The organism is Methanobrevibacter woesei, from assembly GCF_003111605.1.
Lineage (GTDB): Archaea > Methanobacteriota > Methanobacteria > Methanobacteriales > Methanobacteriaceae > Methanocatella > Methanocatella woesei.
The window spans coordinates 67,789-93,955 of record NZ_MZGU01000002.1 but is presented as its reverse complement, the minus strand read 5'-3'; the positions used below and the strand labels follow the sequence as shown (position 1 = coordinate 93,955).

At 27.9% G+C, this 26,167-nt stretch carries 26 protein-coding genes, 1 tRNA gene and 1 pseudogene; 23 read left to right on the top strand and 5 right to left on the bottom strand.

Translation table 11 applies throughout. The annotated features are described in order from the left end of the window. The first annotated feature begins 14 nt into the window (after positions 1–14). Genes MBBWO_RS00815 through MBBWO_RS00800 form a run of 4 tightly spaced genes read left to right on the top strand, consistent with a single transcriptional unit; the run spans position 15 to position 7,221 of the window. Complete coding sequence (locus MBBWO_RS00815; protein WP_116668989.1) at positions 15–4,712, top strand: glycosyltransferase; 4,698 nt, start codon at positions 15–17, stop codon at positions 4,710–4,712. 16 nt (positions 4,713–4,728) lie between these two features. Beyond that, the gene (locus MBBWO_RS00810) at positions 4,729–5,739 is read left to right on the top strand and encodes a hypothetical protein (protein ID WP_116668988.1); all 1,011 of its coding nucleotides are present in this window, start codon (positions 4,729–4,731) and stop codon (positions 5,737–5,739) included. Positions 5,740–5,790: 51 nt separating this feature from the next. Continuing rightward, positions 5,791–6,399 carry a methyltransferase domain-containing protein gene (locus MBBWO_RS00805; RefSeq protein ID WP_116668987.1) on the top strand — a complete coding sequence of 203 codons (609 nt, stop codon included), beginning with the start codon at positions 5,791–5,793 and terminating at the stop codon, positions 6,397–6,399. Positions 6,400–6,408: 9 nt separating this feature from the next. Next, positions 6,409–7,221, top strand: a complete 813-nt coding sequence (locus MBBWO_RS00800; protein WP_116668986.1) for an acyltransferase — start codon at positions 6,409–6,411, stop codon at positions 7,219–7,221. Between the two features lie 40 nt (positions 7,222–7,261). On the opposite strand, the gene MBBWO_RS00795 is transcribed toward MBBWO_RS00800, so the two are convergent. Further along, the gene (locus MBBWO_RS00795; RefSeq protein WP_116668985.1) at positions 7,262–7,753 is read right to left on the bottom strand and encodes a hypothetical protein; all 492 of its coding nucleotides are present in this window, start codon (positions 7,751–7,753) and stop codon (positions 7,262–7,264) included. Positions 7,754–7,907: 154 nt separating this feature from the next. Between MBBWO_RS00795 and MBBWO_RS00790 the strand changes: the two genes are divergently transcribed. From MBBWO_RS00790 to MBBWO_RS00740, 11 genes and pseudogenes are all read left to right on the top strand, one after another. Continuing rightward, on the top strand, positions 7,908–10,481 hold the full coding sequence (locus MBBWO_RS00790) for a bifunctional glycosyltransferase/CDP-glycerol:glycerophosphate glycerophosphotransferase (RefSeq protein WP_243408444.1): 2,574 nt from the start codon (positions 7,908–7,910) through the stop codon (positions 10,479–10,481). A 115-nt stretch (positions 10,482–10,596) separates the two neighbouring features. Next, complete coding sequence (locus MBBWO_RS00785) at positions 10,597–10,920, top strand: helix-turn-helix domain-containing protein (protein WP_116668983.1); 324 nt, start codon at positions 10,597–10,599, stop codon at positions 10,918–10,920. A 3-nt stretch (positions 10,921–10,923) separates the two neighbouring features. Beyond that, positions 10,924–11,655: an ImmA/IrrE family metallo-endopeptidase gene (locus MBBWO_RS00780; protein WP_116668982.1), complete on the top strand. Its 732-nt coding sequence runs from the start codon at positions 10,924–10,926 to the stop codon at positions 11,653–11,655. Then, on the top strand, positions 11,648–12,226 hold the full coding sequence (locus tag MBBWO_RS00775; RefSeq protein WP_116668981.1) for a hypothetical protein: 579 nt from the start codon (positions 11,648–11,650) through the stop codon (positions 12,224–12,226). Before MBBWO_RS00780 ends, MBBWO_RS00775 begins: the two co-directional genes overlap by 8 nt. Positions 12,227–12,331: 105 nt before the next feature. After that, a tRNA-Leu gene (locus tag MBBWO_RS00770) sits at positions 12,332–12,415 on the top strand. A 166-nt stretch (positions 12,416–12,581) separates the two neighbouring features. Next, positions 12,582–13,424 carry a UTP--glucose-1-phosphate uridylyltransferase GalU gene (galU, locus tag MBBWO_RS00765; protein ID WP_116668980.1) on the top strand — a complete coding sequence of 281 codons (843 nt, stop codon included), beginning with the start codon at positions 12,582–12,584 and terminating at the stop codon, positions 13,422–13,424. 12 nt (positions 13,425–13,436) lie between these two features. Beyond that, complete coding sequence (locus MBBWO_RS00760; protein WP_116668979.1) at positions 13,437–14,405, top strand: NAD-dependent epimerase/dehydratase family protein; 969 nt, start codon at positions 13,437–13,439, stop codon at positions 14,403–14,405. After that, positions 14,375–15,085 carry a glycosyltransferase family 2 protein gene (locus MBBWO_RS00755; protein WP_243408443.1) on the top strand — a complete coding sequence of 237 codons (711 nt, stop codon included), beginning with the start codon at positions 14,375–14,377 and terminating at the stop codon, positions 15,083–15,085. Before MBBWO_RS00760 ends, MBBWO_RS00755 begins: the two co-directional genes overlap by 31 nt. Before the next feature lie 217 nt (positions 15,086–15,302). Next, positions 15,303–16,003: pseudogene (rhuM, locus tag MBBWO_RS08215) on the top strand (RhuM family protein). A gap of 70 nt (positions 16,004–16,073) precedes the next feature. Then, positions 16,074–16,400: a hypothetical protein gene (locus MBBWO_RS00745; RefSeq protein ID WP_116668978.1), complete on the top strand. Its 327-nt coding sequence runs from the start codon at positions 16,074–16,076 to the stop codon at positions 16,398–16,400. Further along, positions 16,387–16,752 carry a DUF2283 domain-containing protein gene (locus tag MBBWO_RS00740; protein ID WP_116668977.1) on the top strand — a complete coding sequence of 122 codons (366 nt, stop codon included), beginning with the start codon at positions 16,387–16,389 and terminating at the stop codon, positions 16,750–16,752. The genes MBBWO_RS00745 and MBBWO_RS00740 overlap by 14 nt, the downstream gene beginning before the upstream one ends. A gap of 181 nt (positions 16,753–16,933) precedes the next feature. Here the strand turns inward: MBBWO_RS00740 and MBBWO_RS00735 are convergent, their stop codons facing one another. The 3 genes from MBBWO_RS00735 to MBBWO_RS00725 form a co-directional block, all read right to left on the bottom strand. Beyond that, entirely contained in the window at positions 16,934–18,064 is a 1,131-nt protein-coding gene (locus MBBWO_RS00735) for a TIGR04083 family peptide-modifying radical SAM enzyme (protein ID WP_116669102.1), read from the bottom strand. A gap of 1 nt (position 18,065) precedes the next feature. Then, positions 18,066–18,275: a TIGR04165 family Cys-rich peptide gene (locus MBBWO_RS00730; RefSeq protein ID WP_116668976.1), complete on the bottom strand. Its 210-nt coding sequence runs from the start codon at positions 18,273–18,275 to the stop codon at positions 18,066–18,068. 61 nt (positions 18,276–18,336) lie between these two features. Further along, complete coding sequence (locus MBBWO_RS00725) at positions 18,337–19,551, bottom strand: aldo/keto reductase (RefSeq protein ID WP_116668975.1); 1,215 nt, start codon at positions 19,549–19,551, stop codon at positions 18,337–18,339. A 205-nt stretch (positions 19,552–19,756) separates the two neighbouring features. Between MBBWO_RS00725 and MBBWO_RS00720 the strand changes: the two genes are divergently transcribed. Genes MBBWO_RS00720 through MBBWO_RS00710 form a run of 3 tightly spaced genes read left to right on the top strand, consistent with a single transcriptional unit; the run spans position 19,757 to position 22,174 of the window. After that, on the top strand, positions 19,757–20,665 hold the full coding sequence (locus MBBWO_RS00720) for a CBS domain-containing protein (protein WP_116668974.1): 909 nt from the start codon (positions 19,757–19,759) through the stop codon (positions 20,663–20,665). 57 nt (positions 20,666–20,722) lie between these two features. Further along, complete coding sequence (locus MBBWO_RS00715) at positions 20,723–21,646, top strand: deoxyhypusine synthase (protein WP_116668973.1); 924 nt, start codon at positions 20,723–20,725, stop codon at positions 21,644–21,646. Beyond that, a complete protein-coding gene (locus MBBWO_RS00710) occupies positions 21,647–22,174 on the top strand; it encodes a hypothetical protein (RefSeq protein ID WP_116668972.1) in 528 nt (175 codons plus the stop codon). On the opposite strand, the gene pyrF is transcribed toward MBBWO_RS00710, so the two are convergent. Then, entirely contained in the window at positions 22,166–22,810 is a 645-nt protein-coding gene (gene pyrF, locus MBBWO_RS00705; RefSeq protein ID WP_116668971.1) for an orotidine-5'-phosphate decarboxylase, read from the bottom strand. The two genes, MBBWO_RS00710 and pyrF, sit on opposite strands and share 9 nt — an antisense overlap. A gap of 190 nt (positions 22,811–23,000) precedes the next feature. Between pyrF and MBBWO_RS00700 the strand changes: the two genes are divergently transcribed. From MBBWO_RS00700 to ribC, 5 genes are all read left to right on the top strand, one after another. Continuing rightward, positions 23,001–23,675 (top strand): energy-coupling factor ABC transporter permease, encoded by a 675-nt coding sequence (locus tag MBBWO_RS00700; RefSeq protein ID WP_116668970.1) that lies wholly within the window; start codon positions 23,001–23,003, stop codon positions 23,673–23,675. A gap of 14 nt (positions 23,676–23,689) precedes the next feature. Beyond that, positions 23,690–23,977: an energy-coupling factor ABC transporter substrate-binding protein gene (locus tag MBBWO_RS00695; protein WP_116668969.1), complete on the top strand. Its 288-nt coding sequence runs from the start codon at positions 23,690–23,692 to the stop codon at positions 23,975–23,977. Between the two features lie 133 nt (positions 23,978–24,110). Further along, positions 24,111–24,797, top strand: a complete 687-nt coding sequence (gene cbiQ / locus MBBWO_RS00690; RefSeq protein WP_116668968.1) for a cobalt ECF transporter T component CbiQ — start codon at positions 24,111–24,113, stop codon at positions 24,795–24,797. Between the two features lie 11 nt (positions 24,798–24,808). After that, positions 24,809–25,642, top strand: a complete 834-nt coding sequence (locus tag MBBWO_RS00685) for an ATP-binding cassette domain-containing protein (RefSeq protein ID WP_116669101.1) — start codon at positions 24,809–24,811, stop codon at positions 25,640–25,642. A gap of 61 nt (positions 25,643–25,703) precedes the next feature. Then, a complete protein-coding gene (ribC, locus tag MBBWO_RS00680; RefSeq protein WP_116668967.1) occupies positions 25,704–26,162 on the top strand; it encodes a riboflavin synthase in 459 nt (152 codons plus the stop codon). Positions 26,163–26,167: the final 5 nt, after the last annotated feature.

The window sequence follows — 26,167 nt, the reverse complement described above, 5'->3', positions numbered from 1 at the left end:
TGGGGTTTTTTTTAATGGTTAATGTTTCAATTATTATTCCTGTATACAATGTTGAAGATTATTTAGAGGAGTGTTTAGACTCTGTTTTAGATCAGTCATTGAAAGATATTGAAATTATCTGTGTTGATGACTGTTCAACGGATAATTCATTAAATATTTTGAATAATTATGCTAAAAAAGATTCAAGGATTAAAATAATTAAAAATAGTGAAAATAAAGGTCAAGGTTTTTCAAGAAATGTAGGGATTAAACATGCTATTGGGGAATATGTAGGATTTGTAGATTCTGATGACTGGATTGACACAAAATTATTTGAATTAACATATAATGAAGCTAAAAAATTAGATTTAGATTTATTGTTATTTAAGAGTTTTGCTTTTGATAATAAAACTGGCGAGTTGACTGATTTTAATAAAGATTATCTTTCATTTAAATGTTTGGATGGTTTAGATAAGTTAATTTTTACTCATAAAGACACAAAACAGGTTACTTGTAATATTTCTGTTTCACCATGGGAAAAAATATATAAAAGGGAATTTTTAGTTAACAATAATTTTTTGTTTCCTGAAGATATAATTTTTGAAGATGAAGTTTTTTTTTATAAAGTATATTTAAATGCAAAGAGGGTTTCCTTATTTGATGATTATCTTTATTATTATAGAGTAAATAGGGAAAATTCTACCATGCTTAGAAAAGATAATAAATTTATGAATGTTGTTGATGCATTCAGATTAATTCGTGAGGAATTTATTAAAACAAACAACTATGATGAAGAATATAAAAAACTTCTTTTTAATAAATTTATGTACTCAGTTTTCACACGTTTTAATGAAACAGCAGATGAATTTAAAGAGGAATTTTTCTTAAAAATAAAATCTGATTTCAGTACATTCTTAAATACTCAGAATAATGTAAATTTATTAGTTGATTCTTATAAAAAGAAAGTTATAAATGTTTTATTTAGTGATTCATACGATGAATTCTATAAATATGAGAATGGTATTATTAATCAGGAACATTCAGTTAAAGATATTGAAATATTTTATAAAATTTCAATAATCATTCCTATTTATAATATGGAAGATCATCTTTCAAAAGCTTTAGATTCAATTAAAAATCAAACATTTGGTTTTGAAAATTTAGAAGTGATTTTAGTTGATGATTGCTCAACAGACAACTCTAGAAAAATAATTAAAGATTACTGTGATAAATATCATAATATTAAGGGCGTATTTCTTAAAGAAAATAGTGGATTTGCGGGTAAACCTAGAAATGTTGGTATGAGCTATGCTTCTGCAGATTATATAATGTTTTTAGACCCGGATGATTCTTATTTTGAGGATGCATGTGAAATATTGTATAATAAAATTATTTCAGAAGAAGCTGATATTGTTTCAGGTAATTTTGCAGATTATTTTTTCCAGAATAATGAGATGTATGATTGGGAAGAAAAATTTGGATTAAAAGGGGATGAAATAAAAGTTAGCTCTATTAAGGAAAATATGAATTTATTTAATGTTTATCCTTCTGTTTGGGCTAAAATACTTAGAAAAGATTTTATTTTATCTAACAATATTGTTTTTCCAGAAAATGTTCCTGGTCAAGATTTATTTTTTGTTCATCATGCTTTGTTAATGGCAGAAGGTATTGTTTTTATAAATAAAGCAATTGTTTCTTATGTTGCACGTAATTCTGATGATGAAAAAGAGGTATCTGTATCATGTAACAACTCAAAAAAAGTTTTAGTTGGTCTTATAAAATTATATTATAAACATTTGGATTTATTTGAAAATTATGCTCCAGATAATACTGAGATTGTACTTAAATCTTTGTATTATTGGATTACTAAATTTATTGATTCAGATTTATTATTTTCTGAGATTAAAGAGATTGTAAGTTATTCCTCTAATCTTTTTCAAAGATTTTTAGATTTAAATCTTCCAGTTTCATCAAATTATTCCTTATTATTTGATGCAATTTCTAAAAAGGATTATGATGATGTTATCATTGAATTGTCTAAATTAAATGAAAGTTATAATAATAAAGTTTCTTTGTTATTAAAAAATAAACAAATTTTCTTTGCATGTTATGCAATAGAGCCACAAATTGGTGGTCTTGCAAAAGCAGTCTTAAGTAGATCTAAAAAGTTATCTGATTTAGGTTATCATGTTACTATTTTAACAGTTGATTTTGGTCAGAATTATGAGTTTATAACTGCTAAATTGAGAGATAATAATTTATTAGCTGAAAATGTGGATATTATTAACTTATTTGATTATTATAAAAACAAAAATGCGGTCAACACTCCAAATAAAGAGTATGTGGAAAATGATGATGATTGTGAAATTATTTATAATGATGATAATTCTTTTGATAAAAATTACTTTAAAAATGGTAATAAAATTAAAACAGAAAGATTTTTTAATGATTATTTAGCAATTGAAAAATATTTTGAGAATGATAAATGTATTAAAGAAAAATCCTTCACAGAAGATGGATTTTGTTTTTATGAGATGTTTATTAAAAATAATCGTGAATTTTATTGTTTAAATGATCGTGAAGAAGATTTATCTATTCAAATTAGTGCAGCCCATGAATATAACAAACATTTGCACCTTCAAACATATTTTTTCGAGGAAATATGTGGTAATTGTAAAGATAAACCATTTTTAATTATTGAATCTACAGGTCATATACCAAGTATTGGAAATGTTTCCTCGGATTTAGCTTATAAAATAGGTCAATTGCATGGTAATGTATTTAAAGAGCCATATGTATTAGGTAGTGAAATTCAATCATTTTCTGCAATTAATGATAGAGAAAATTTAGAAAGGGTTATCACATTAACTGAAAGTCAGAAAAATGATTTAATTAAGGAATTTGGATATGATAGATTTATTACAATTCCTAATTCTGTAGAGTATGTTGATTTAAATAATGTTGAAAAGGATTTAAATAAAATTAGTTTTGTTTCAAGTATCTCACCTCATAAAAATCTTTTTGATCTTGTTAAAGCTTTTAAAGTTGTTATAGATCATAATAGAAATGCAATGCTTGAAGTATTTGGTCGTGCTTATCTTCCTGTAGAAATTGAAGAGCTGAATAAGATTAAAAAGTTTATTAAAGAAAATAATATGGAAAATAATGTTATTTTTAGAGGATATAGTGATAATATTTATGAAGAAATGGAAAATTCTTTAGCTACAGTTTTCACATCACATTCAGAAGGTTTTTGTTTAGCTATTATTGAATCAATGATATGTGCTACTCCAGCGATTGCATTTGATTTTAATTATGGACCATCTGACATAATTGTAAATGGGGAAGATGGTATTATTGTTGATAAATATGATATAAATTCATTAGCTGAATCAATCATTGATTTACTAGATAATCCTGATAATGCGATTAAAATGGGTGAAATTGCAAGGAATAATATATTAAATAACTTTTTAGATGATCTTATAATTAAAAAATGGGAGATTTTATTTGAGGATGTTCTGTATAATCATGTTGTTAATTCACCTATTAAATTATCAGTTATAATTCCTGTTTATAATGCTGAAGAATATTTGGATACCTGTTTGAACAGTATTGTTAATCAAACTCTTAATGAGATTGAGATTATATGTATTGATGACTGTTCAACTGATAATTCTTTAGAAATATTGTATGATTTTGCATCAAGAGATGAAAGAATTAAAATCATTTCATTAAATAAAAACCATAGGCAGGGTTTCGCTAGAAATAGAGGTATTAAACTAAGTAAAGGTAATTATATAGCATTTGTTGATTCCGATGATTGGATAGATTTAAATACCTTTGAATGTTCATATAATCTTGCTAAAAAAAATAATTTAGATTTAATTCTTTTTAAATTAATAAACTTTGATGATACTTCTGATAAATATTTTGAAACTGATTATTATAACATGAATTTTTTTAATAATGAAAAAGAAATATTCAATTATAAAAATATTTCAAATAAGATATTTTCAATTCCTGTAGGTCCTGTAAATAAAATTTATAAGTCTAGTTTACTTAAAGAGAATGATATTTACTTCCCAGAAGAATATTCTATGTTTGAAGATAATCCATTTTCACATAATGCTTTTTTATCTGCTAAAAGGTGTTCTTTCATCCCTAAACATTTTTATTATAGGCGTGTTCATGGTAATTCAACAATGCAAAATAAAAATAAGAAAATGCTGGATATTGTTTCTATTTTAAATGAAGTTATTTCAGTATTTATTGATCATAATTTGTTTAATGAGTTTAGCCATATTTTATTTAACCATAAGATTTCTGTAATTAAAATGTGGTATGGAAAAATTGATGATGAATTTAAAATCGATTTTTACAAATGTATAAAAGAAGATTTTGAAAAAAATAAATATATCAATAACTTATTAGTCGAACCAAATTTAACTAATGAAAATCGTTATTTTTATGAGTCAATTGTTGATTCAGATACTTTTAAAGAGTGTCAATTAATGTTACAATTAAAAAAAGTTGATTTAAATGATAGGTATTTAGAGGATTCTGTATATGATTCATATTCTAATAGGCAAGTATTAAGTTTAATTAATCTTAATAGAAGATATAAAGATAGGATTAAGTATTTAGAATACTCTAATAGATTATTAAGGAATGAAATTAATAATTCTAAAACAGGACGCTTTTTAACTAAATTAAAAAATATTTTTAAGTAATGATGAGGTTTTTTTAATGGCTTTGAATTCATTTAAGAAAAAAATGTTAGAAAAGAGTGGTAGTTACAATTTTTATAAAACCGAGTATAATAAAAGAAAGTATGAGAAACCATTTTCTGATAAATTAGATGATTCTCTATGTGATATTCAAAGAGATTACACATTTATTAAAAATCAAATAACTGCTATTTCAGATTCAAATAAACAGTTTAATGATATTTTTTCCTTAATTAATGATTTATATAATCAAAATAGAGAATTAAAAGAACAGTTAATGGATATTTCAAATTGTTTAAAACAGCAAATGGAATTAGTTAATAATTTAAAATTAACTTATGACAATGAGAGATTAAATCATGACAATGAGAAATTATTAAATGAAATTAAATATGCTAATGTATTTAAAGATACAATTAATAATTCCGAATGGTTGGCTAATAAATCTTTTTCACTTAATAACTCTGCAGCAAATTATTCTTTTATTTATGTTCTTTATAGAATTCTAAATGAAATAAAGCCTTCAAATATATTGGAATTAGGGTTAGGTCAGTCAACAATTATGACTACTCAGTATGTATCTTTCTTTAAAGATGCAAAATTGCAGGTTATTGAGGATAATCAAGATTGGATTGATTATTTCTCTAATAAATTAAATATTTGTTCAAATGTTAAAATAAATCAAGTGGACACAGAAAAAGTTTTAATAGATTCTTTTGAATGTCTAAAATATGAAGATTTCAATAATTTAGTGAAAAATGAATCATTTGATTTAGTAATTATTGATGGACCATTAGGGTTTGGTCAGAAGTATCCTAGATCTAATATTTTGGATTTAGTGGATAATATTGCAGAAAGTTTTGTTATAATAATTGATGATTATGAAAGAGAAGGAGAGGTTAATACTTCTAAAAAATTATTAAATAAATTTTCTGAAAAAGGAATTAAATATCATTCCTTTATCTTTACTGGCCTTAAAAACCAATTAGTTATTTATTCAGAGGATAATATGTTTGTAGGTTGGTATTAATTTATTGAATGTTATTCTTTTTAATTGAGTTAATTAGAGATTGGTGAAAAAATGCATAAAACTAGTTATGATAGGATGAATTGGTTTAAAAATAATTATATTAGTGGTAAAAAAGTTTTAAAAATCTTAGATGTCGGGTCTTTAGACACAAGTGAGACTAATTATAATTATAAATCTATTTTTAATAATCCTAATTGGTCTTATACAGGCCTTGATTGTGAAGAAGGTTATAATGTAGACATTGTAGTAGAAGATATTTATAATTGGCATGAAATAAAAAGTGAAAGTTATGATGTTATTATTTCAGGTCAACTATTTGAACACTTAGAATTTTTTTGGCTTACTATGGCAGAAATTGAAAGAGTATTAAAACCAGGTGGTTTTTGTTGTATTATTGCACCTAGTGAAGGTCCTAAACACGGTGTATCAGACACAGATTGTTATCGTTTTTGTAAAGATGGTATGGCAACTCTTGCTAAATATGCAGATTTTGAAATTCTTCACGTTTCAACAAATAAAGAGGGTAAACCTTGGTGTGATAGCTGTTTAGTTGCTAGAAAACCTAAATCAAATGTAAAAGGAGTAACAGATTTAGAAATAAGGATGGGGAATCTTGAAAATAAAGTTGATGTTATTTTAGATTCATTAAAAGGAAAATAAGGTGTTACTATGGAGTCAGTAAGCAATATTGATCAAATTAATGATTTAAAAGATAATTCTTTTATTGGCAAACCAGAATTTGTTAATTCAATTGTTCGTTTTAATGGAAAAAACAATTTATTTTATTGTGAAAGAGATGTTAAACTTTATAATGCAAAAATTTATTTTGAAGGTAATAACTCTTTAATTTATTTATCTTCTTCACCAAATGCTATTTACCCTTTAATTCTACAGGTTTATCATGATTCTGTTATCTTTTTTGGAAGAGACAACAATATGACTGCTCCTATTAATATAAATGTTCAGGAACATCAGAATCTAATTATAGGGGATGACTGTAATATTGGTAGTGGTACTAATATAAGAACTTCTTTTGCTTATCCTCTTTTTTCTGGCTCAACAAAGGAGAGAGTAAATTATCCTGGTTCTGTTCTTATTGGTGATCATGTCTGGTTAGGACATTTGTCATATATTGCTTCTGGTGCCAGGTTAGGGTCAGGCACTACTGTTGATAACAATTCTTATGTTCCGCCAAATTATATTTGTAAATCTAACTGTTTTTTAAGTGGTAATCCTGTTGAAATTATACAAGATGATGTTTTTTTCACTAAAGATTATTTAGGGGCTTTTAAACAAGAAGATTCAAATACTATGGATAATTATGTAAGTGATGTTTTTATTTACAATGTAATTCCTAATGAAACACTTGTTTTTGATGAAATTGATAAAATATTGAAATCTTTAAATGTTGAGGATTCCCTAGATTTCATTCAGAAATTACTTGTTTATAACAAAAGAAAAAATAGATTTACTATTAAATAATTTTTTTTTTTTTAAAAAAAAGTATTAAAGGATATTTGCTTTATGCAATATATCCTTGATCTACTGGTCTTAGGGATGAAATTATCTCATTAAATACTTGTGAGAAGTAATCCATATCATCATTGTGATAATTCAAACCCCATAGACGGTAATTGTGTCCATCTTTTTCAAAGAATGCTTGTGTTGAATTTGTAAAATCTGTATGGCGATAAGTTACATATACATCAATATTTGACATTGTTGTTGTTTCATTATTTACTGTCATTGTTTCATTTGCAGCTCTTTGGAAATAACTTTCAATTGATGTATTATTGTTTAAATGAGTCATTTCTATTGTTATATTTTTAGATGAATCATAAAGTTCAAGGTAATTTCCTGTCTGATTTTCAACAACAAAATTATCAGGGATATTGAATTCACTTTCATTGATTTGCGCTTTATTGTCATTAAAATCAAATCCAGTTTCATTGTAGTAATTTACCAAAATTAATGCTAGAATCAACAGGATTAAAACCAAATATAATTTTTTCATAAGTTTATCACCAAAAGATTTATTATAATAACTTTATATAGATAATGATAAATATATTTTTTTAAGTTTATGGATTTGATTATAATCTTAGGGGGACTTTAAGATTCAACATAAATTTCTATTTTCTGTAATTATTGCAAGTTATAACTCAGATTTGTATTTAAGGGAAGCTATTGAATCTATTATTAATCAAAGTTTGGATTTTGAGGATAATATTCAAATTATTGTTGTTAATGATGGAAGTGTTGATAATACAGAAGATATCTGTTTGAAGTATAATGTTGAGTACCCTCAGAACTTTAAGTATGTTTCAACTAAGAAATGTTTTGGGTCATCACATGCTAGGAATCTAGGTTTAAATGAAGCTAAGGGTAAATATATTAATTTTTTAGATAGTGATGATTATATTTCTAGAAATGCCTTTAAAAAAGTTTTAAATTTTTTTGAAAAGCATTATGATGAAGTGGATTTGGTTTCAATTCCTATTTATTATTTTGGGGCAAAAAAAGGAGCTCATCCATTAAATTTTAAATTTAAAAAAAGCAGAGTAATTGATTTATTAAAAGAACCTAAAAATATCCAGTTATCTGCTCCTTCATCTTTTATTAAAGCTGAAGCTATTGGTGATTTAAGATTTGATGAAAATTTAAAAACATCAGAAGATGCTCTTTTTATAAATGAGATTCTTTTAAATAAGTTAAAAATAGGGGTTGTTTCAGGAGCTGAATATCATTATAGGAAATTTGAGGCTAAAAATTCCCTTTTAGATTATTCCACTAATACAAAAACCTTTTACACATCAAGAGTTGAACATTTCTATTTTAAACTCCTTAATGAGTCTAAATATAAGTATGGTAGGATCTTAAAGTTCATACAGTATGTAATAATGTATGATCTCCAATGGGTTTTCATGGTTAATGCTGTTGATAATATCTTATCTGAAACAGAAATTGGTATTCTTTTTAAGAATCTGATTATTATTTTACAAAATATTGATGATAAGGTAATAATTAATCAAAAAAACATTTCAAATCAGCTTAAGGCACATATTATATTTTTAAAGTATCTTAAAGGCGAATATATTAATCTTTCAAATGTTTGGGGAGATAAAAAAAGATTAATTAGAGATATTTTAACTGATGATTTGGAGTTAAATCAGATTTTCATTGATATTTATGAAATTAGGAATGATATGATTTATATTTCAGGGGTGCTTACAACCTTTTTCAATGAAAAAGGCAGCATATTCGTTGAAGCTAATAATAAGTTCTATGAATGTAAAGAGCTTCAATATCCTCAAAGGGATAAGTACTCTCTAAACTTTAAATATGGCTATAACAATAACTTTGAGGTTTATATTCCAATAACTTCTAAAGTTACTCATATCAAGTTCAAATCTAATTTCCCAGATTTTCACAATCTTTTAATTGAATTTAACAGGCCATGTAGGTTATCTAACATTTCCAAATATTTACTGTCTAAAGAATATGTTAGTAGAGTTGACTATAATGAAATCACTGTTAAACCAAGGAATTTCCAGAGAGTATTTAAAAATGAGATTTTAACATTAACTTCAATGCTTCGTGAGAAAAAGCAGGGATGGAAAACTGGTGTTTTATTAAGAATAATCTACTTTATGCTACTTCCATTTTTTGCATCTAAAAGGATTTGGATTTTCATGGACTTGCCATATTTGGCTGATGATAATGGTTTGGCCATGTTTAAGTATGCTGTTGGGCAAGATGATGGTATTGAAAAGGTATTTGTATTAAATAGAAATAATATTGCATTTAATGATGTTTCTCAAATTGGAAAAACCATAGAATATGGATCTGTAAAACATAGAATCTATGCATTATTTGCAGAGAAAGTAATCTCATCTCACCCTGATAATGGTTTAGTTTATCCATACTGGGGAAATTATCCATTTTTATCAGGTCTTACACGTTTTAAACTCGTATTCCTACAGCATGGTATTACTAAGGATAATATTTCAGGATGGCTTAACAAGGCAGATAAGAATATCTCTTTAATTGTTACTTCATCTAAAGAAGAGCTTGAATCATTCTTTATGTTTCCATATAATTATCATAAGGAAGTTGTTCAGCTATTAGGTTTTCCAAGATTTGATTTTCTTGAGAAAAAAGCAAATAATCGCGAAATAGTTATCATGCCTTCATGGAGAAGATATTTCCATCATTCCACAAAGGAAAATATCTTGAAATCAAATTACTTCAATATTTACAATGACTTAATTAATGATGAACGTTTAATTGAATTTTGCAGATTACATGGTTATAAGTTGACTTTTAAGCCTCATCCTAATGTTTATCGTTTCATTGATTTATTTGAAACCAATGATTATGTTACTATAGATACTGAGAGAAAGTACAATGATATTTTCACCCATTCCTCTTTAATCATAACAGATTACTCTTCAATAGCTTTTGATTTTGCTTATCTTAAGAAGCCAGTTGTATATTACCATTATTCTGCGGATTATCATTTCGATTTAGAGGAAAGCTATTTTGATTATGAGAAAATGGGCTTTGGGGAAGTTATTCATGATCATGAAAGTCTTGTTAACTTAATTATGGATTATATTGTAAATAACTGTCAAATGAAGGATAAATATAGGAAAAGAGTTGATGACTTCTTTGAATTTAAAGATAAACATAACTGTGAAAGAGTTTATAATGCAATTAAAAAAATTGATACTGATTACTAATTGCTAAATTTATATTTTTTTAAAGTATTGTCATATTTTTAAAATAAAATTTATATATTTATTATGCCATATTATTAATTAGGTGTTTATTTTTTAGTGTGTTGCTGGTGATAATATGAGTGTGGTAGGAGATAGATTAAAAATATTAAGGAAGGATTATGGTTATACGCAGAAACAAATAGCTGAATATTTAGATATTGACCAAGCATATATATCTAGAATTGAAAAAGGTGAAAGAACTTTAAATTTATCTTTATTGGATAAAATATGTCAATTATATAATTGTTCACCTGATTATATTTTGGGAAAAGCAGATAATTATCAAAAAAGAAGTGTTGCATTTAGATCTGATGGAAATGATGTTGATTTAAATGTTGTTGCAAAAATTAACTCAGTAATGAATAATTTAGAACTACTTAGAAAATTAAATGGGGAATAATCAATGATTTCTGATATTAATGAGTTATCTGAAGAATTAAGAGATGATTGGGGAGTTAATAATACAAATCCTATTGATATTTCTTCTTTGGTTTTAGAAAAGATAAATAATTTAACATTACTTTGGTTGCCTTTAGGTGATCTAGTTAGTGGGGCATGTTCTAAAAATAATAATGATATATTGATTATCATTAATTCTGAACATTCTAAAGGCAGGCAAAATTTTACTTTAGCTCATGAAATTTATCATATTTTGTATGATGATATTGATACAATAATATGCAAAAACGAGCAATCAAATAATGATAATGAAAAAAGAGCAAATAATTTTGCATCTTCTTTTTTATTACCTCCAGTTGCTTTAAAGAGATTTATTAAGAAGCATAACATTGAAAAGTGGTCTTTAGAGGATATTATAAAGTGTGAACAATATTTTAAAATTAGTCATCATGCAATGTTAGTTAGATTAATGCAAGAGAATTTAATTACAGCTGAAGAATTTGATGAATTTAAAGGAAGTATTAAAGCAGAAGCTGCTAAAAGAGGTTTCAGTACAGAATTATATGAACCTTCTAGAAAAAGTATGCAATATTTCTCTTTAGGTGCTTTTATATCTTTAACTGAAAAGGCTTTTTTGAAAAATAAAATTTCTGCTGGTAAAAAAGATGAACTTCTTCTTGATATGTACCGGTCTGATATTGTTTATAATTTAAATGAGAGTGATCTATTTGATTGATTCTCCTATTTTTTATGATACTGATTGTTTAGTTTCTTTTTTAGTTATTGGAGAAGGAGATTTGTTAAATAAATTATTTTCAAAGATTATAATACCAAAACAGGTATATGATGAATTGTCTCATCCTAATTCTCCTCCAATAATAAAAAAGGAATTAGAACAGTATAAAAGAGATAATTTTATTGAAATTAAAGATATTAGCATCAAAGATAAAGAGTATTATGTATATGAACAAATTAAAAATGGTGTTTGGCATGAAGATGAAAAATGTATTGGTAAAGGAGAGGCAGCAGCATTAGCACTGGCTATACAAAATGAGGGGGTTATTGCAAGTAATAATTTATCAGATATTGAATTTTATATTAAGGATAATGATTTGTATATTTTAACATCTTCAATTATACTAGTTCAAGCCTTAGAGAAAAATATAATCTTTGAAGATGATGCTGAAGAAATGTGGAGTAAAATGATTGATAGAAAAAGAAATTTGCCTGCATCTTCATTTAAACATTATTATAGCATCATTTATCCAGAAGACTGTAAAAAGTTTAATGTCTTTAAGTTAAAATAATAATCTTAATTTTTTCATTTTCATTAGTTAAAATCCTTTAAAATAGTTAAGTTTATATATAATTTCAAATAAACTAATTATTACTGTTTATTTTGTTACTCTCTTGCGGGGGTGGTCGAGTGGTCAAAGGCGATAGGTTGAGGGCCTATTGGGTTAGTCCCTTCGCGGGTTCAAGTCCCGTCTCCCGCACTCAAACCTTTTTATTTTTTTCAAAAACTAACTTTTATTAACTGCTTTTTTATTTAACCAAGAATAATTTAGTTTCTAATTATTAAAACTACTTTTTAAAATGAATTAACTATTTAAATATTAAGATATATAAATAGTATAAAATAATTTACATGGTGATAAATATATGAAAGCTGTTATTCCTGCTGCTGGTTTTGGAACAAGATTCCTGCCTGCAACAAAGGCGCAACCAAAAGAGATGTTGCCAGTTTTTGATAAACCTACAATTCAATATGTAATCGAAGAAGCAGTAGCTTCAGGTATTGATGATATTCTTATTGTAACAGGTAAAAACAAAAGGTCTATTGAAGATCATTTTGACAAATCCTTTGAACTGGAACATACATTAGAGGTTGCTGGAAAAGACAAATACCTAAAACAAATTAGAGATATCACTGATTTAGCAGATATTTGTTATATCCGTCAAAAAGAACAGAAAGGACTTGGAGATGCAATATACTGTGCAAGAAAACATGTTGGTGATGAACCATTTGCTGTTATGCTTGGAGATACAATTACAAAAGGAGATACTCCATGTACAAAACAGTTAATTGATATTTACAATAAATATGATGCATCAGCTATTTCTCTTGAAGCAGTTCCAATGGAAAAAGTGGAAAGATATGGAATTATCAAAGGGGAAGAAATTGAAAAGGATGTTTATAAAATCAATCAGCTTGTTGAAAAACCTCCAATGAGTGAAGCACCATCAAATTTAGCTATTATGGGAAGATATGTTTTAACACCAGATATATTTGATAAAATTAATGAAACAGAACCTGGTGTTGGTGGTGAAATCCAACTTACTGATGCTTTATCTAAATTAGATGCAATATATGGAAATACCTTTGAAGGAAAAACCTATGATATAGGTAATCGTTTAGAATGGCTTAAAACATCAATTGAATTTGCAATGGATGATGAAGAATCAAGAGAAGACTTATTAGAATATCTTAGAACAATTGTTTAAGGAGAAAATATTATGGAAACTCAAAGAATTTTAGTTACTGGTGGTAGTGGTTTTATTGGTACTAACCTTGTAAATGAATTAAGATCCCGTGGACATGAAGTACTAGCTGTAGACTTGTTACATCATGAAGAAGAAGCAGATTTATACTCTGATTCCTACTCTGACTATGTCCGTGGAGATGTAAGAAGTTACCGTCAAATGGAAAGGATTTTCGAAGACAATGATGACTTTGACTATGTTTACCATCTTGCTGCAGAATATGGAAGATGGAATGGTGAAGGTTACTATGAAAACCTTTGGGAAACCAATGTAATCGGTCTTAAAAACATGATTCGTCTTCAGGAAAAATTAGGCTACAGAATGATTTCATTTTCCTCAGCTGAAGTTTACGGAGACTATGAAGGAGTTATGAGCGAAGATGTAATGGAAAACAGACCAATATCTGAAACCTACCAGATGAACGATTATGCAATCTCTAAATGGGCTGGAGAATTAATGTGTATGAATTCGGCTACTATGTTTGGAACTGAAACTGTTAGGGTTCGTCCAGTAAACTGTTATGGACCACATGAAGCTTACTCACCATATAAAGGATTTATTCCAATTTTCATATATAAAGCTCTACATGGACTTCCATACTCAGTACATATGGGTCATAAAAGAATTATTGACTATGTGGAAGACACTGTCAGAACCTTTGCAAATATCGTAGATAACTTCATTCCTGGAGAAGTTTACAATGTAGGAAGTAAACAGGAATGGGAAAGAGATATTAAACAGTACTCTGATATGGTTCTTGATGCTGTTGGAGTAGATGATTCTCTTGTAACCTACACTCCAGCTGAAGATTTCACAACAAAAGTTAAAACTATTGATTTTTCAAAAGCTATTCGTGATTTAAAACATGATCCTAAAGTTCCACCTGAAGAAGGAATTAAAAGAACTGTAGAATGGATGAAAGACTACTACAGAATAGAATGAATATGAAATCAATTGTATTGATACCTGCATTTAACGAAGAGGTAGCTATTGGTTCAATTATTGACAAATCCCTTAAATATGTTGATGATGCATTGGTAATTGATGATGGAAGTAGTGATAATACTTCTAAAATAGCTATTTCTCATGGTGCAAAGGTAATAACAAATAAAACCAACCAGGGAAAAGGAGTAGCTCTAAAAAAAGGTTTTAATGCAGTTAGGGATTATGATGTTGTTGTAACTATTGATGGTGATGGGCAACATAATCCTGATGAGATTCCAGCTATTATAAAACCTATTTTAGATGGAACTGCTGACTTGGTTAATGGAAGCAGGTATTTAGATGGATTTGAAGAAAACACTCCTGCTTACAGACGTGTAGGTCAAAGAGTTTTAGATATAGCTACTAATATTTCCTGTGGAATCCATGTAACTGATTCTCAAAGTGGTTTTAGGGCATTTTCAAAAAAAGCAGTTGGATGTTTCAGATTTAGAGACACTGGTTTTGGTATTGAAAGTGAAATGTTGGCTGATGCAGCCGATAACAATCTTAAAATACTTGAAGTTCCAATTACTGTAAGATATGATGTTGACGGGTCTACAAAAAACCCTGTATCTCATGGTGTTGGCGTTTTACTTAAAATAATTAAAGATAAATTCATCAGAACCTTTAAAAAATAGCTATTTTTCTTTAATTATTCCTTTCTTTCTTTTTTTAGTATGTTTATTTTAGCCATTATTTTTTGTAATTATATAAATTTTGTTTAATTCATACAATTTTTTCTAAACATTTTCTATCTAAGTTATATGTTTTATAAATAAAAATATTTATTAAGATTTTTTTGATAATAATAAGAGATAAGTAGATTTTATTGATAACTTTAGGATTTGTAATATTATGACTAATAATCTTGTAGAAACTTTATTATATAAAAATGAGGAAAGTGCAGTTTCAATTAATGTTGTTATTGATCAAGAAAATGAAACAATGTGGGCTACACAAAAAACAATAGCTGAACTGTTTAATGTTAATGTTCCAGCTATTAGTAAACATTTAAAAAATATTTTTAATGAAGGTGAATTAACTAAAAATTCAGTTATTTCCAAAATGGAAACAACTGCAAATGATGGAAAAAAATATAATAGAAATTTTTATAATCTTGATGCTATTATATCTGTAGGCTATCGTGTTAACAGTAAAGAAGCTACACAGTTCCGTAAATGGGCTACAAAGATTCTTATGGAGTATATGGTTAAAGGATTTGCATTAGATACTGAATTATTAAAAAATGGTTCTAGATTTGGTAAAGATTATTTTGATGAACTGCTAGAAAAGATTAAGGAAATATGAGCTAGTGAAAGAAGAGTTTATCAAAAAATTACAGATATTTTTAAAGAATGTAGTTGGAATTATGATAAAGACTCTGAAACTGCAAGGGAATTCTATTCTAAAGTTCAAAATAAATTACATTATGCAATACTGGTCAAACTGCAGCAGAGATTATCAATGAAAGAGCAGACCATACTAAAAAACATATGGGATTAACCACATGGAATCATGTTCATGATGGTAAAATTCTTAAGATGTTAAAAAATTAGATAAATAAATTAAGTAAAATTATTTATATTTTTGAGTTTATATAAAAAATATGTTAAAGGAAAAATTATTATGAAAGATTTTTCTATTCAAGAGGCTATTGATATTATCAATTCTTTAAATGATGCATCTGAAATTCGCACAACAAAACATTTTAATTTTAATAATGATTTAAGGCATGATAATAAAGAGCTATGGATTGATATTTTATTTAATCATGAACTGTTAGGTATTAATAAGCAAGCTGAAAATAAATTTAAACTATGTTATAAGTATCCTAATAAAGAGAATAAGGATTTTTATCTTATTATTGTAATTAATGAGTTTAAATCTTTGAAAATGATAACTACATATGAAGCTAAGTCTAGTAGGAGAATGGGTGAAAATGAGTTCAGGTAAACCTTTGATTAAAAATTATGATTATGAATGTGATGCTTTAATGTTAAAGTATGATGGAAATTATGATTATGATTATTCTTTAGAGTTGTCTAATGATGTTATAGTTGATTTTGATATCAATGGTATTCCTTGTGCTTTTGAGTTTTTAAATGCTTCTAAGTTATTTGGATTTGATAAAAGTAGTTTAATGAATATTAAGAAAATTAATGTTTCTATTAATGTTACTTCTAAATTGATTGAATTAAGTACTTTAATTGTTGTTCTTGTACATAATAAATCTGTAAGTAATCGTTTACGGAATAGTCTCGCGAATAATGTTAATCTTCCTGAGTTAAATCTTGCTTTTGTCTAAATTGAATATTCTCTTTTTTCTTTTTACAATTACTTTAGAAAAATCAAGAATATTTAATTAAAAAAAAGTTTAAATGGATTTTGTCATGGTGGTGATGAAATTAATCTTATTTGATAAATATTTTAATAATAAGTTTTTTTTTTAATATTTATTAAATAATGATTTAAGTGTAACAAATTTTTCATGGCTTCATCATTAAATCCATTATACTAAATGGTTCATCTTCTGATTTTGGTCCACTGGGAGCCAGTCCTGGAATTGCATTTTTAGCAAATTCCTTGTTCATTCTTTTTGAAACTTCACCAAAAATCATTTTATAGGCTGTACATTGAGGGTCAACTGCTTTTGGTGTTTGATATGCTACAATTCCATTATAAGGACATCCTCCTTCACAGTATTTCACATATCTACATTTTTTACAGTTTTCATCAACATAATCTCTGAATTCCTGTAATTTAGCCCATGCATCAGATTCTTTTAATTTATCAAAGGAAGGATTGTCTTTAACATTTCCTAAAATGTATTCATCCATTCCTACAAAACGGTAACATGGATATATTGAACCATCAGCTCCAATAGCTAGTGTTGTACCAATACAATCTGCAAAAGTACATAAGGTTCCTCTTCTTCTTAGAGTGCTTTTACAGATATGGTCTAAGTCTTTTATTACAAATTTATCTAAATCATAGAGATATTTGTCTAGCCATTCGATCAATAGCTTTCCATGTTCTTCCTGGTCTAATGCCCATGGATCTGCATTGTCTCCCCTAAGTGAAGGTAAGGCAGCATGTATTTTAAGGTTCATTTTATGTTCTTTAAAGAAATCATATAATTCATCACTGTAATCTTTAGAATAATCTGTTACAGTTAAAACAAAGTTTATTGGAAGTCCATTTTCTTTAGCTAGTTCATATTTGGACATTGTTTTATCAAAGTAGCCTTCTCCCCTTTGATAATCATTGATTTCTTTTGGCCCGTCAATACTTGTACTAATAACAACATTGTATTTTTTAAATAAATCAATAAGGTCCTGATTTAAAAGCCAGATATTACTTTGTAGTGAAAATCCTTCGAAATTAGGGATGTTAGATAATTTTTCAAGAGCTTCACTATAAAAATCATAGCCTGCAAGAAGAGGTTCTCCACCGTGGAAGGTAAAATGAACTTTATCTTGCCTGAAATCTTTTAACCATTCAATTATATTATCAATAATTGATATGTCCATTATTTCTTTTGTGTTTTCAGATCCCCAGCAGTATTTACAGTTTGATGGACAGTTTAAAGTAGGGATAATCATTACATGAAATGTCATTTTATCCATAGAATTTATTTAACTCTTTAAGAAGTTCTTTTTTCTCGTCATCTTCTATGTTGTCATTTACAAAGAAAATGTATCCACAGTTGTCACATCTTACAGTATCTAATTCTGCATGTGCACGGTGGTTATCTAACATTTTTCTATGTGCTGTTTTGTCTTTAGAACCACATTTCGGGCATGGTGCTAACATTTCTTCTAATTTCATAATAATTCACCTATTAGTTACTACTATTTAGTTTATAGTTTTTAAAACTATTCTATGCTTTTTAAAAGAACTTTTGATAGATTGGCATTCCAATGTTTTTTATAAACCATAGCTTGAAATTAAATCCATGACCTTCAAATTCATTTTTAACCTTTTTAAGCTCTTTTGGAATATCTAAATGCTGTGGACATTTTTCAATGCATACTCCACAGCTAGTGCAAAGTCCTGCATTTCCTTTTTCATTCATAACTCCTCCAACTGAGGTGAAATAATTAATAAATGCATCTGTTAATAAACCTTTCTGATTAAAGAGATATTTTTCATTATATATCTTAATACACTCAGGAATGTTTACTTTACGAGGACAGGGCATGCAATATCCACATGATGTGCAGTTTATTTTTAAGAGATCCTGCATCACTTCTTTTACTTTATCTAAAGTTTCTATTTCACCAGAAGTTAGTGAATTGCTTTCTACTTTCGATGCAATAGCTATATTTTCATCAATCTGTGATATTTCATTCATTCCAGATAGTACGCAGCTTACTTCTGGATGATTCAATACCCATGAGAGTGACCATTCAGTAGTACTTTTTTCAGGGTCTTGTTTATTTAATATTTTTGATGCTTTATTTGGCATCTTTCCTGCAAGAATACCTCCTTTTAGAGGCTCCATTATAAATATTCCAAGGCCTTTTTCATAGGCATGTTTTACTCCATCAATGTCAACTTGAGTATTTGAGTCCATAAAATTATACTGGACCATTACACAGTCCCAGTCATAGCTGTCAACAATTAATGGAAACTCTCTGCTTTTGCCGTGATAGGAAAATCCAACATGCTTTATTTTTCCTTCTTTTTTTGCCTCTGTGAGAAATTTAATAACATTTAATTTAAGTAAACGATTCATATTCTCCAGATCAATATTATGTAAGAAATAATAATCAATGGAGTCACGGTTAAGCCTTTCAAGCTGTTTATTTAAGGTTTTATTCATTTGTTCATGTTTTTTTATCTTATAAACAGGTAATTTTGTAGATAATAGAACTTTATCTTTATATTCTCCTACAAGGACTTCTCCAAGGAACTTTTCACTATCTCCATTACCATATAATGCAGCTGTGTCAATGAAGTTAATTCCATTATCAATTCCATGATATATGAGCTTTTTAGCTACTTCACGGTCGATTTTACCATTTTTTAGAGGTAATCTCATAGCTCCAAAACCTAAAGGTGATACTTTATCACCAGTCTTTTTAATTAATCTCTTTTTCATAGCTATCCTCAAGTAGTGTTTTTTCACTTATTAATAGAATCTAATTCTATTAAAACTTATTAACTAGATATTATATAAGATTAATATCAATAAAAATTGTTTTATCAATTGTAAATGATGAATTATAAATAATTTAGAATAAGTATATTTATATTTAAGATTTAACATAATTAATAATTAAATTTTATATTTTTATGGTGGATTTATGTTAACATCTGTACAAAAAGAAATATTACAAAACTTAATTAACCTATATCAATCTTCCAATGGTAAGTCCATAAAAGGTGAAGATATTGCTGAGGTAATGAATAGAAATCCAGGAACTATTCGTAATCAGATGCAATCTCTCAGGAGTTTAGGTTTAGTTAAAGGTGTTCCAGGTCCTAGAGGAGGTTACAAACCTACTGTTGAAGCTTATCATTCCTTGAATATTACAGTTACAGATAAAGATCATCATGTACCTTTATATAAAGATGGTGAGGAAGTAAAAGGAGTTTCTGTTGCAAAGATAGAATTTACCAGTGTTCCACAGCCAGGGGAATGTGAAGCAGCTATTAAGGTTTTAGGAAACATCAAAGACCTCAATTTAGGAGATAACATTAGAGTTGGTCCAACACCTGTTAATAATTTAGGAGTTATGGGTAAAATTGTTGGCAGAGATGATATGGATAATATTCTCCTTGTAGACACTACAACTATCCGTAGTATTCCTAAAAATACTGTTGGAGATATTGCATCAAGAGATATTATTTCTTTAACTGTTGATACTTCATTAAGGGATGCAGCAGCTATCATTGCCGAAAAAAGCATTAAAGGAGCACCTGTAATGAAAAAAGGAAAAGCTGTAGGAATGCTTTCTGTAACTGATATTGTTTTGGCTGTAGCTGAAGGTAAAGAAAATCTATCTGTTGGGGATGTAATGTCTGATAATGTCTATATTGTAGATGAAGATATGAAAATAGCTAATGCTGTTGATATAATGTTTAAAAAAGGACTTGGAAGATTAGTTGTTGCAGATAAAGATAATGATATACTTGGAATTATAACAAGAACTGATTTAATAGAGTCTTTAGCTAATTTAAAACAATTCCCTATTTTTGCAGGTAAAAAATAACTTTTTTCCTGCCTATTCTAATTTTTATTTAATTATATTTATTTCTCAAGTGATTTCATGAAAGTAAACCAGATTAAAATTAAAAAAGATATGAAAGTAAGTGAATTAATAGAAGAATTTGACGGTTCTGGAGTATTAGGGTCAGGTAGAGTTTCCAGAGCATGTAATTTACTTGCAAAAATGATAGCTGATGAAGATACAAATGTTTTTATGAGTTTAGGTGGTCCCCTTGTACCTGGAGGATTAAGATTTGTAATTTCTGATATGATTAAAAATGGACAGGTTAACTTAATTGTATCAAGTGGGGCTAACATAACTCATGATTTACTTGAAAGCTTTGGTGGTTCTCATTATCGTGATGTCGGTGGAGATGATGAAGAACTAAATTCTCAGGGTATTGGAAGAATAGCTGATGTTTATACAAGTTCTGAGGATTTTGAAATATTTGAAAAGGAAATTACCAAAATATTTGAAAAAATAGCTAGTGAAAAGAAAGTAGTATCAATTCAGGAGCTATTATATGAAGTTGGTCTTTTAATTGATGATGAAAATTCTATTTTAGCTAATGCTGCACGTAATAATGTTCCTATTTTTGCACCTGGACTTATTGACAGCATGTTTGGTCTTCAGCTATGGATGTTTAACCAAGATCATGATTTTACTGTAGATGCTGTTAAAGATATGCATTATCTTTCGGATATTGTATTTAACAGTGAAAAAGTAGGTGGAATACTTCTTGGTGGAGGATTAACAAAACATTACACTTTAGCTTCCAATTTACTTAAAGGTGGACTTGATATGGCTATTCAAATCACTATGGATAGGCCGGAAACTGGAAGTTTAAGTGGAGCTCCTCTTGAAGAGGCAAAATCCTGGTCCAAAGCAAAATGCGGTTCTGATTTGGCAACTGTTATTGGTGATGTAACTGTTATATTCCCATTAATATTAGCAGGTGCTTTAGATAAATTAGACAGTGATTAGATGAACTTTGTTGTTTTAGCTATTTTATTTATTTTATCTGGATTTTCAATGAAATATTCAGATGACTACTTTGATGTAGGCCATAATAATAAATTAGCTATCATATTTGGAATTGTCTGTGCTGTTGCGTCTGCATTGGCCACTATTTGGGATGCAGGTTCAGCATATATTTTTATAGCTATTTTAATTGGAAATCTATTGGCTTTAAAAGTAGATGGGAAACACCACATTGCAACATTAATTGTTTATGTATTAATCTGTATAATATGTGGTATTCCAGAGTTAAGTATTGCTGTTTTAATAATAGCTATGATTTCAGCATTATTGGATGAAATTGGCCATGAAAAAATAGGCTCAATAACAAATAATAAGTATGTTAATCTATTTTTTGAATATAGATGTGTAATGAAAGTTGTAATACTTCTTTTGGCTCTTTTTGGAGCTTTTGGATTTGAAGTATTTCTATTGTTCTTATTATTTGAATTAAGCTATGAACTTGCTGGACTTGTTTATGCTAGATTAAATTAAACTTATGAAATCTTTTAATGCTTTTTGAGAATCATCTGATTCATAGATTGATCTTCCTATAATTGCAGCATTTGCATAGGTTAAAGTCTCTTTTACATCTCCTCCCTGTTTTCCAACACCGGGGGAGATGATAAATGCATCTTTTCCAACTATTTCTCTTATTTCTTTTAATCTATTGATTCTTGTAGCAGGTGCAACATAGTTTTTAATTCCCATATCAACACCCATTTTTGCAATTGCATCAGCATTTTCCTGTAAGAATAATTTTGCACCTGGATGTGACATTTCAGTTAAAAGAAATACTTCTGCATTGAATTCTCCAGCTTCATCTGCACATGCCTGTACACTGTCTTGGCCTACAAATCCATGACAGATTATAGCATCAGCGCCGGCTTTAAAAGTTTGATTACATATTTTTGAGTTAGTTGCTGGGATGTCAGCTACTTTATAATCACAAATTACTTTAAAATTAAATGTTTCTTTAATTTCAGATACTGCTTCAAGTCCTTCAGCTAATGTAAGTGGATAACCTATTTTTATAGTATCTAAATCCTTTTCAAGTTTTTCACAAATTTCTGTAGCTTCTTTCATGTTCATTACATCTAATGCTAAAATAATATTGTTTTTTACTTTCATTTGGAACTCCTCATGAGTTTTTAATATATATTTTTATTTTTAGTGTTTATTTAATAAAATTTTTACTATGCACAACCTTTATATACTATAAAGTTAAGATTACTAAATATCAATTTAACTTTAATTAATACTCTTCATAATTAAAATTAATTGATTCTTATTAAATAATAATTAAATATGGAATGATTTTATGCATATTATGGAAGGATATTTACCTTTGGAATGGTGTATTGTTTGGTATATTATATCAATACCAGTAATTGTATATGGAATTTATCAAATAAAGAAAACACGTGAAGAAACTCCTGAATCAACTGCATTATTAGCTGTTAGTGGAGCATTCATGTTTGTTTTATCCTCTTTAAAACTTCCTTCTGTTACTGGAAGCTGTTCACATCCTACAGGTAATGGATTAAGTGCAGCTATTTTTGGTCCAGCTGCTGCTGCAGTATTAGCTACTATTGTTTTACTTTTCCAGGCTTTATTGCTTGCTCATGGTGGTTTAACAACTTTGGGAGCTAATGTGTTCTCTATGGGTATTGTTGGACCATTTGTAGCTTGGATTGTATATAAATTTTTAGTTAAAAATAACATATCCTCTACAATTGCAATTTTCTTCGCTGCATTCTTTGGAGATCTTTTAACTTATGTTGCAACCTCTTTTGAATTAGCATTAGCTTTCCCTACTCCAACATTTGGTGCATCTTTAGCTAATTTTTTAGTAATCTTTGCTGTTACTCAAATTCCATTAGCTATTGGTGAAGGAATATTAACTGCAATCATATGGGATAAATTAAAACAATATAAACCTAAATTACTTGAAAAGTTAGGCTCTTTAGGAAGAAAAGAGGAATCTACAATATAATTAAGGTGTTTAATATGGATACTAAAACAACAATAATTTTACTTGTAATTGTTGCAATAATCTTCATTGCTCCATTAGCTATGTATAATGGACTTGGTGAAGATGATGGATACTTTGGTGGTGCTGATGGTGCTGCTGGTGAAGCAATTGAAGAAACTGGTTTTGAACCGTGGTTTTCCTCAATATGGGAGCCACCAAGCGGTGAAATAGAATCACTATTATTTGCCCTTCAAGCAGCTATCGGTGCTTTAATTGTAGGTTACTTCTTTGGATACTGGAGAGGCAAATCTGAAAATAAATAATTTTTTTTATTTTTTTTTTATTTTTTTTAAAGTTTCTTTTATTTTAAAAATTTTTTATTCAAGTAAACTTTATTTATTATCAAAATATTTATATAATCTTTAGTTGTATATAATTAAAAGAGGTTTGAATTTTATGAAATTTGATATAGATTATATTTCTCACAACAATAAATTATCATTTGTAAATACAGATTTTAAAATGATTTTTGCTGTTGTTGCAATGATAATCACTTTATTTTTTGATAATCTATATCTTGATTGCTTTATTTTCCTTCTAATGGCTATTTTAATAATGGCAGTTGCAGGGATTTCTATTAAAAACTACTTAAAATTCATTACAATACCTTTTTTATTCACATTTATAACCTGTTTATTTTTAATGTTCTTTTTTGGAAATGGTGAAATAGTTTATAATACTGGAATATTTGGAATTGCTGTTAGAGAAGATTCCCTAAACTTAGCTATTCACACATTCTTCAGAGTATTTGGATGTTTTTCATGTTTAGGATTTTTAGCACTAACAACACCAATAGCTAATATTTTATACTCTCTTAGAAAAGCTAAAGTTCCAAAAACATTAATTGAAATTGCATTATTAATGTATAATACAATATTTATCTTTTTAAATCAGGTAGACACTATGAAAAAAGCTCAAGAAACAAGATTAGGTTATGTTGATTATAAAACTTCTGTTAATTCATTAAGTTCACTTGGAGTAAACATGTTTTTAAAATCATTAGAAAAAAGTGAAACATTACAGTGTTCTCTTGACTCAAGAGGTTATGATGGAGAATTACCTGTCTATGAACCGGTAAAATAGAGGTATAAATGATGTTGGAAGCAAGAAATATTACTTTTTCTTATGATGATGGTACTGAAGCATTAAATAATGTTAATCTAAAAGTGGATAAAGGGGATATTGTAGCTTTACTTGGAAAAAATGGTGCAGGTAAATCAACTCTGTTTCTTCATTTTAATGGTATTTTAAGACCAGACAATGGTGAAATCATAATTGATGGGGAAAAGCTAAAATATGATAAAAAATCCTTAATAAAATTTAGACAGAAAGTAGGTCTTGTATTTCAAAATCCTGATGATCAGATATTTGCACCAAGTGTAGAGGAAGATGTTGCCTTTGGACCTTTAAATCTGAAACTGCCAATGGAAGAAGTGCAGAAAAGAGTTCATGAAGCACTTGAAAGAGTTGGAATGGCAGGATTTGAGAAAAAAGCACCACACCACCTTAGTGGAGGTCAGAAAAAAAGAGTAGCTATTGCAGGAATACTTGCAATGAAACCTGAAATCATGGTATTTGATGAACCTACAGCAGGTCTTGACCCTAAAGGTGCTTCTAAGATAATTAATCTTTTAAAGGAACTTAATGAGCAGGGAATTACAATTATAATATCTACTCATGATGTAGACTTAGTGCCTCAGTATGCTAATAGGGTATATGTCTTACATGAAGGGGAAATAATTGGTGATGGAACTGCTAGAGACATATTTTCAAATAAAGTGCTTATTGACAAAGCAAATCTTGATTTACCGATTATAGCTAATTTTTTCAAAAAAATCGAATCTGAATCTGATGATATATCATTTAATGGGAAGTATCCTTTAACAATTGAAGAAGGATATGAAACATTTTTAAAATTAATTAAATGATTTTATATATTAAAATGATTATACATTTATTATTAAATGATTAATAATGGATGGTTTATAAATGAGAATTGGAATTTGTGACACTACTTTTGCTAGATTTGATATGGGTGGAGCAGCTATTGATGAATTAAAAAGAAATGCTACTGATTTAAAGATAATTAGGGAAACTGTACCTGGTGTTAAGGATTTACCAGTAACTGCTAAAATTCTCATTGAAGAGGAAAACTGTGATATTGTAATGGCATTGGGAATGCCTGGACCAATGGAAAAAGATAAAATGTGTGCTCATGAAGCATCAACTGGTCTTATTAATGCACAATTAATGACTAATACTCATATTCTAGAAGTTTTTGTCCATGAGGATGAAGAAGATGATCCAGAAGAGCTTAAAAAACTAGCTGAAACTAGGGCACGTGAACATGCGCAAAATCTTATTAAAATGATGTACCATCCAAAAGCTATGAGAAAAGAGGCAGGAACTGGCGTTCGTGAAGGAAAAGAAAATGTTGGTCCTCTTTAATTGGT

What these genes read in the sequence shown, in the direction of transcription:
- MBBWO_RS00725 (WP_116668975.1), bottom strand. Translation starts at nt 19,551, where the DNA reads ATGAAAAAGAGATTAATTAAAAAGACTGGTGATAAAGTATCACCTTTA.
- MBBWO_RS00755 (WP_243408443.1), top strand. Translation starts at nt 14,375, where the DNA reads ATGGATGAAAGACTACTACAGAATAGAATGAATATGAAATCAATTGTA.
- MBBWO_RS00685 (WP_116669101.1), top strand. Translation starts at nt 24,809, where the DNA reads ATGTTGGAAGCAAGAAATATTACTTTTTCTTATGATGATGGTACTGAA.
- MBBWO_RS00695 (WP_116668969.1), top strand. Translation starts at nt 23,690, where the DNA reads ATGGATACTAAAACAACAATAATTTTACTTGTAATTGTTGCAATAATC.
- ribC (WP_116668967.1), top strand. Translation starts at nt 25,704, where the DNA reads ATGAGAATTGGAATTTGTGACACTACTTTTGCTAGATTTGATATGGGT.
- MBBWO_RS00700 (WP_116668970.1), top strand. Translation starts at nt 23,001, where the DNA reads ATGCATATTATGGAAGGATATTTACCTTTGGAATGGTGTATTGTTTGG.
- pyrF (WP_116668971.1), bottom strand. Translation starts at nt 22,810, where the DNA reads ATGAAAGTAAAAAACAATATTATTTTAGCATTAGATGTAATGAACATG.
- MBBWO_RS00810 (WP_116668988.1), top strand. Translation starts at nt 4,729, where the DNA reads ATGGCTTTGAATTCATTTAAGAAAAAAATGTTAGAAAAGAGTGGTAGT.
- MBBWO_RS00780 (WP_116668982.1), top strand. Translation starts at nt 10,924, where the DNA reads ATGATTTCTGATATTAATGAGTTATCTGAAGAATTAAGAGATGATTGG.
- MBBWO_RS00720 (WP_116668974.1), top strand. Translation starts at nt 19,757, where the DNA reads ATGTTAACATCTGTACAAAAAGAAATATTACAAAACTTAATTAACCTA.
- MBBWO_RS00760 (WP_116668979.1), top strand. Translation starts at nt 13,437, where the DNA reads ATGGAAACTCAAAGAATTTTAGTTACTGGTGGTAGTGGTTTTATTGGT.
- MBBWO_RS00800 (WP_116668986.1), top strand. Translation starts at nt 6,409, where the DNA reads ATGGAGTCAGTAAGCAATATTGATCAAATTAATGATTTAAAAGATAAT.
- MBBWO_RS00710 (WP_116668972.1), top strand. Translation starts at nt 21,647, where the DNA reads ATGAACTTTGTTGTTTTAGCTATTTTATTTATTTTATCTGGATTTTCA.
- galU (WP_116668980.1), top strand. Translation starts at nt 12,582, where the DNA reads ATGAAAGCTGTTATTCCTGCTGCTGGTTTTGGAACAAGATTCCTGCCT.
- MBBWO_RS00735 (WP_116669102.1), bottom strand. Translation starts at nt 18,064, where the DNA reads ATGACATTTCATGTAATGATTATCCCTACTTTAAACTGTCCATCAAAC.
- MBBWO_RS00785 (WP_116668983.1), top strand. Translation starts at nt 10,597, where the DNA reads ATGAGTGTGGTAGGAGATAGATTAAAAATATTAAGGAAGGATTATGGT.
- MBBWO_RS00730 (WP_116668976.1), bottom strand. Translation starts at nt 18,275, where the DNA reads ATGAAATTAGAAGAAATGTTAGCACCATGCCCGAAATGTGGTTCTAAA.
- MBBWO_RS00745 (WP_116668978.1), top strand. Translation starts at nt 16,074, where the DNA reads ATGAAAGATTTTTCTATTCAAGAGGCTATTGATATTATCAATTCTTTA.
- cbiQ (WP_116668968.1), top strand. Translation starts at nt 24,111, where the DNA reads ATGAAATTTGATATAGATTATATTTCTCACAACAATAAATTATCATTT.
- MBBWO_RS00805 (WP_116668987.1), top strand. Translation starts at nt 5,791, where the DNA reads ATGCATAAAACTAGTTATGATAGGATGAATTGGTTTAAAAATAATTAT.
- MBBWO_RS00740 (WP_116668977.1), top strand. Translation starts at nt 16,387, where the DNA reads ATGAGTTCAGGTAAACCTTTGATTAAAAATTATGATTATGAATGTGAT.
- MBBWO_RS00815 (WP_116668989.1), top strand. Translation starts at nt 15, where the DNA reads ATGGTTAATGTTTCAATTATTATTCCTGTATACAATGTTGAAGATTAT.
- MBBWO_RS00795 (WP_116668985.1), bottom strand. Translation starts at nt 7,753, where the DNA reads ATGAAAAAATTATATTTGGTTTTAATCCTGTTGATTCTAGCATTAATT.
- MBBWO_RS00715 (WP_116668973.1), top strand. Translation starts at nt 20,723, where the DNA reads ATGAAAGTAAACCAGATTAAAATTAAAAAAGATATGAAAGTAAGTGAA.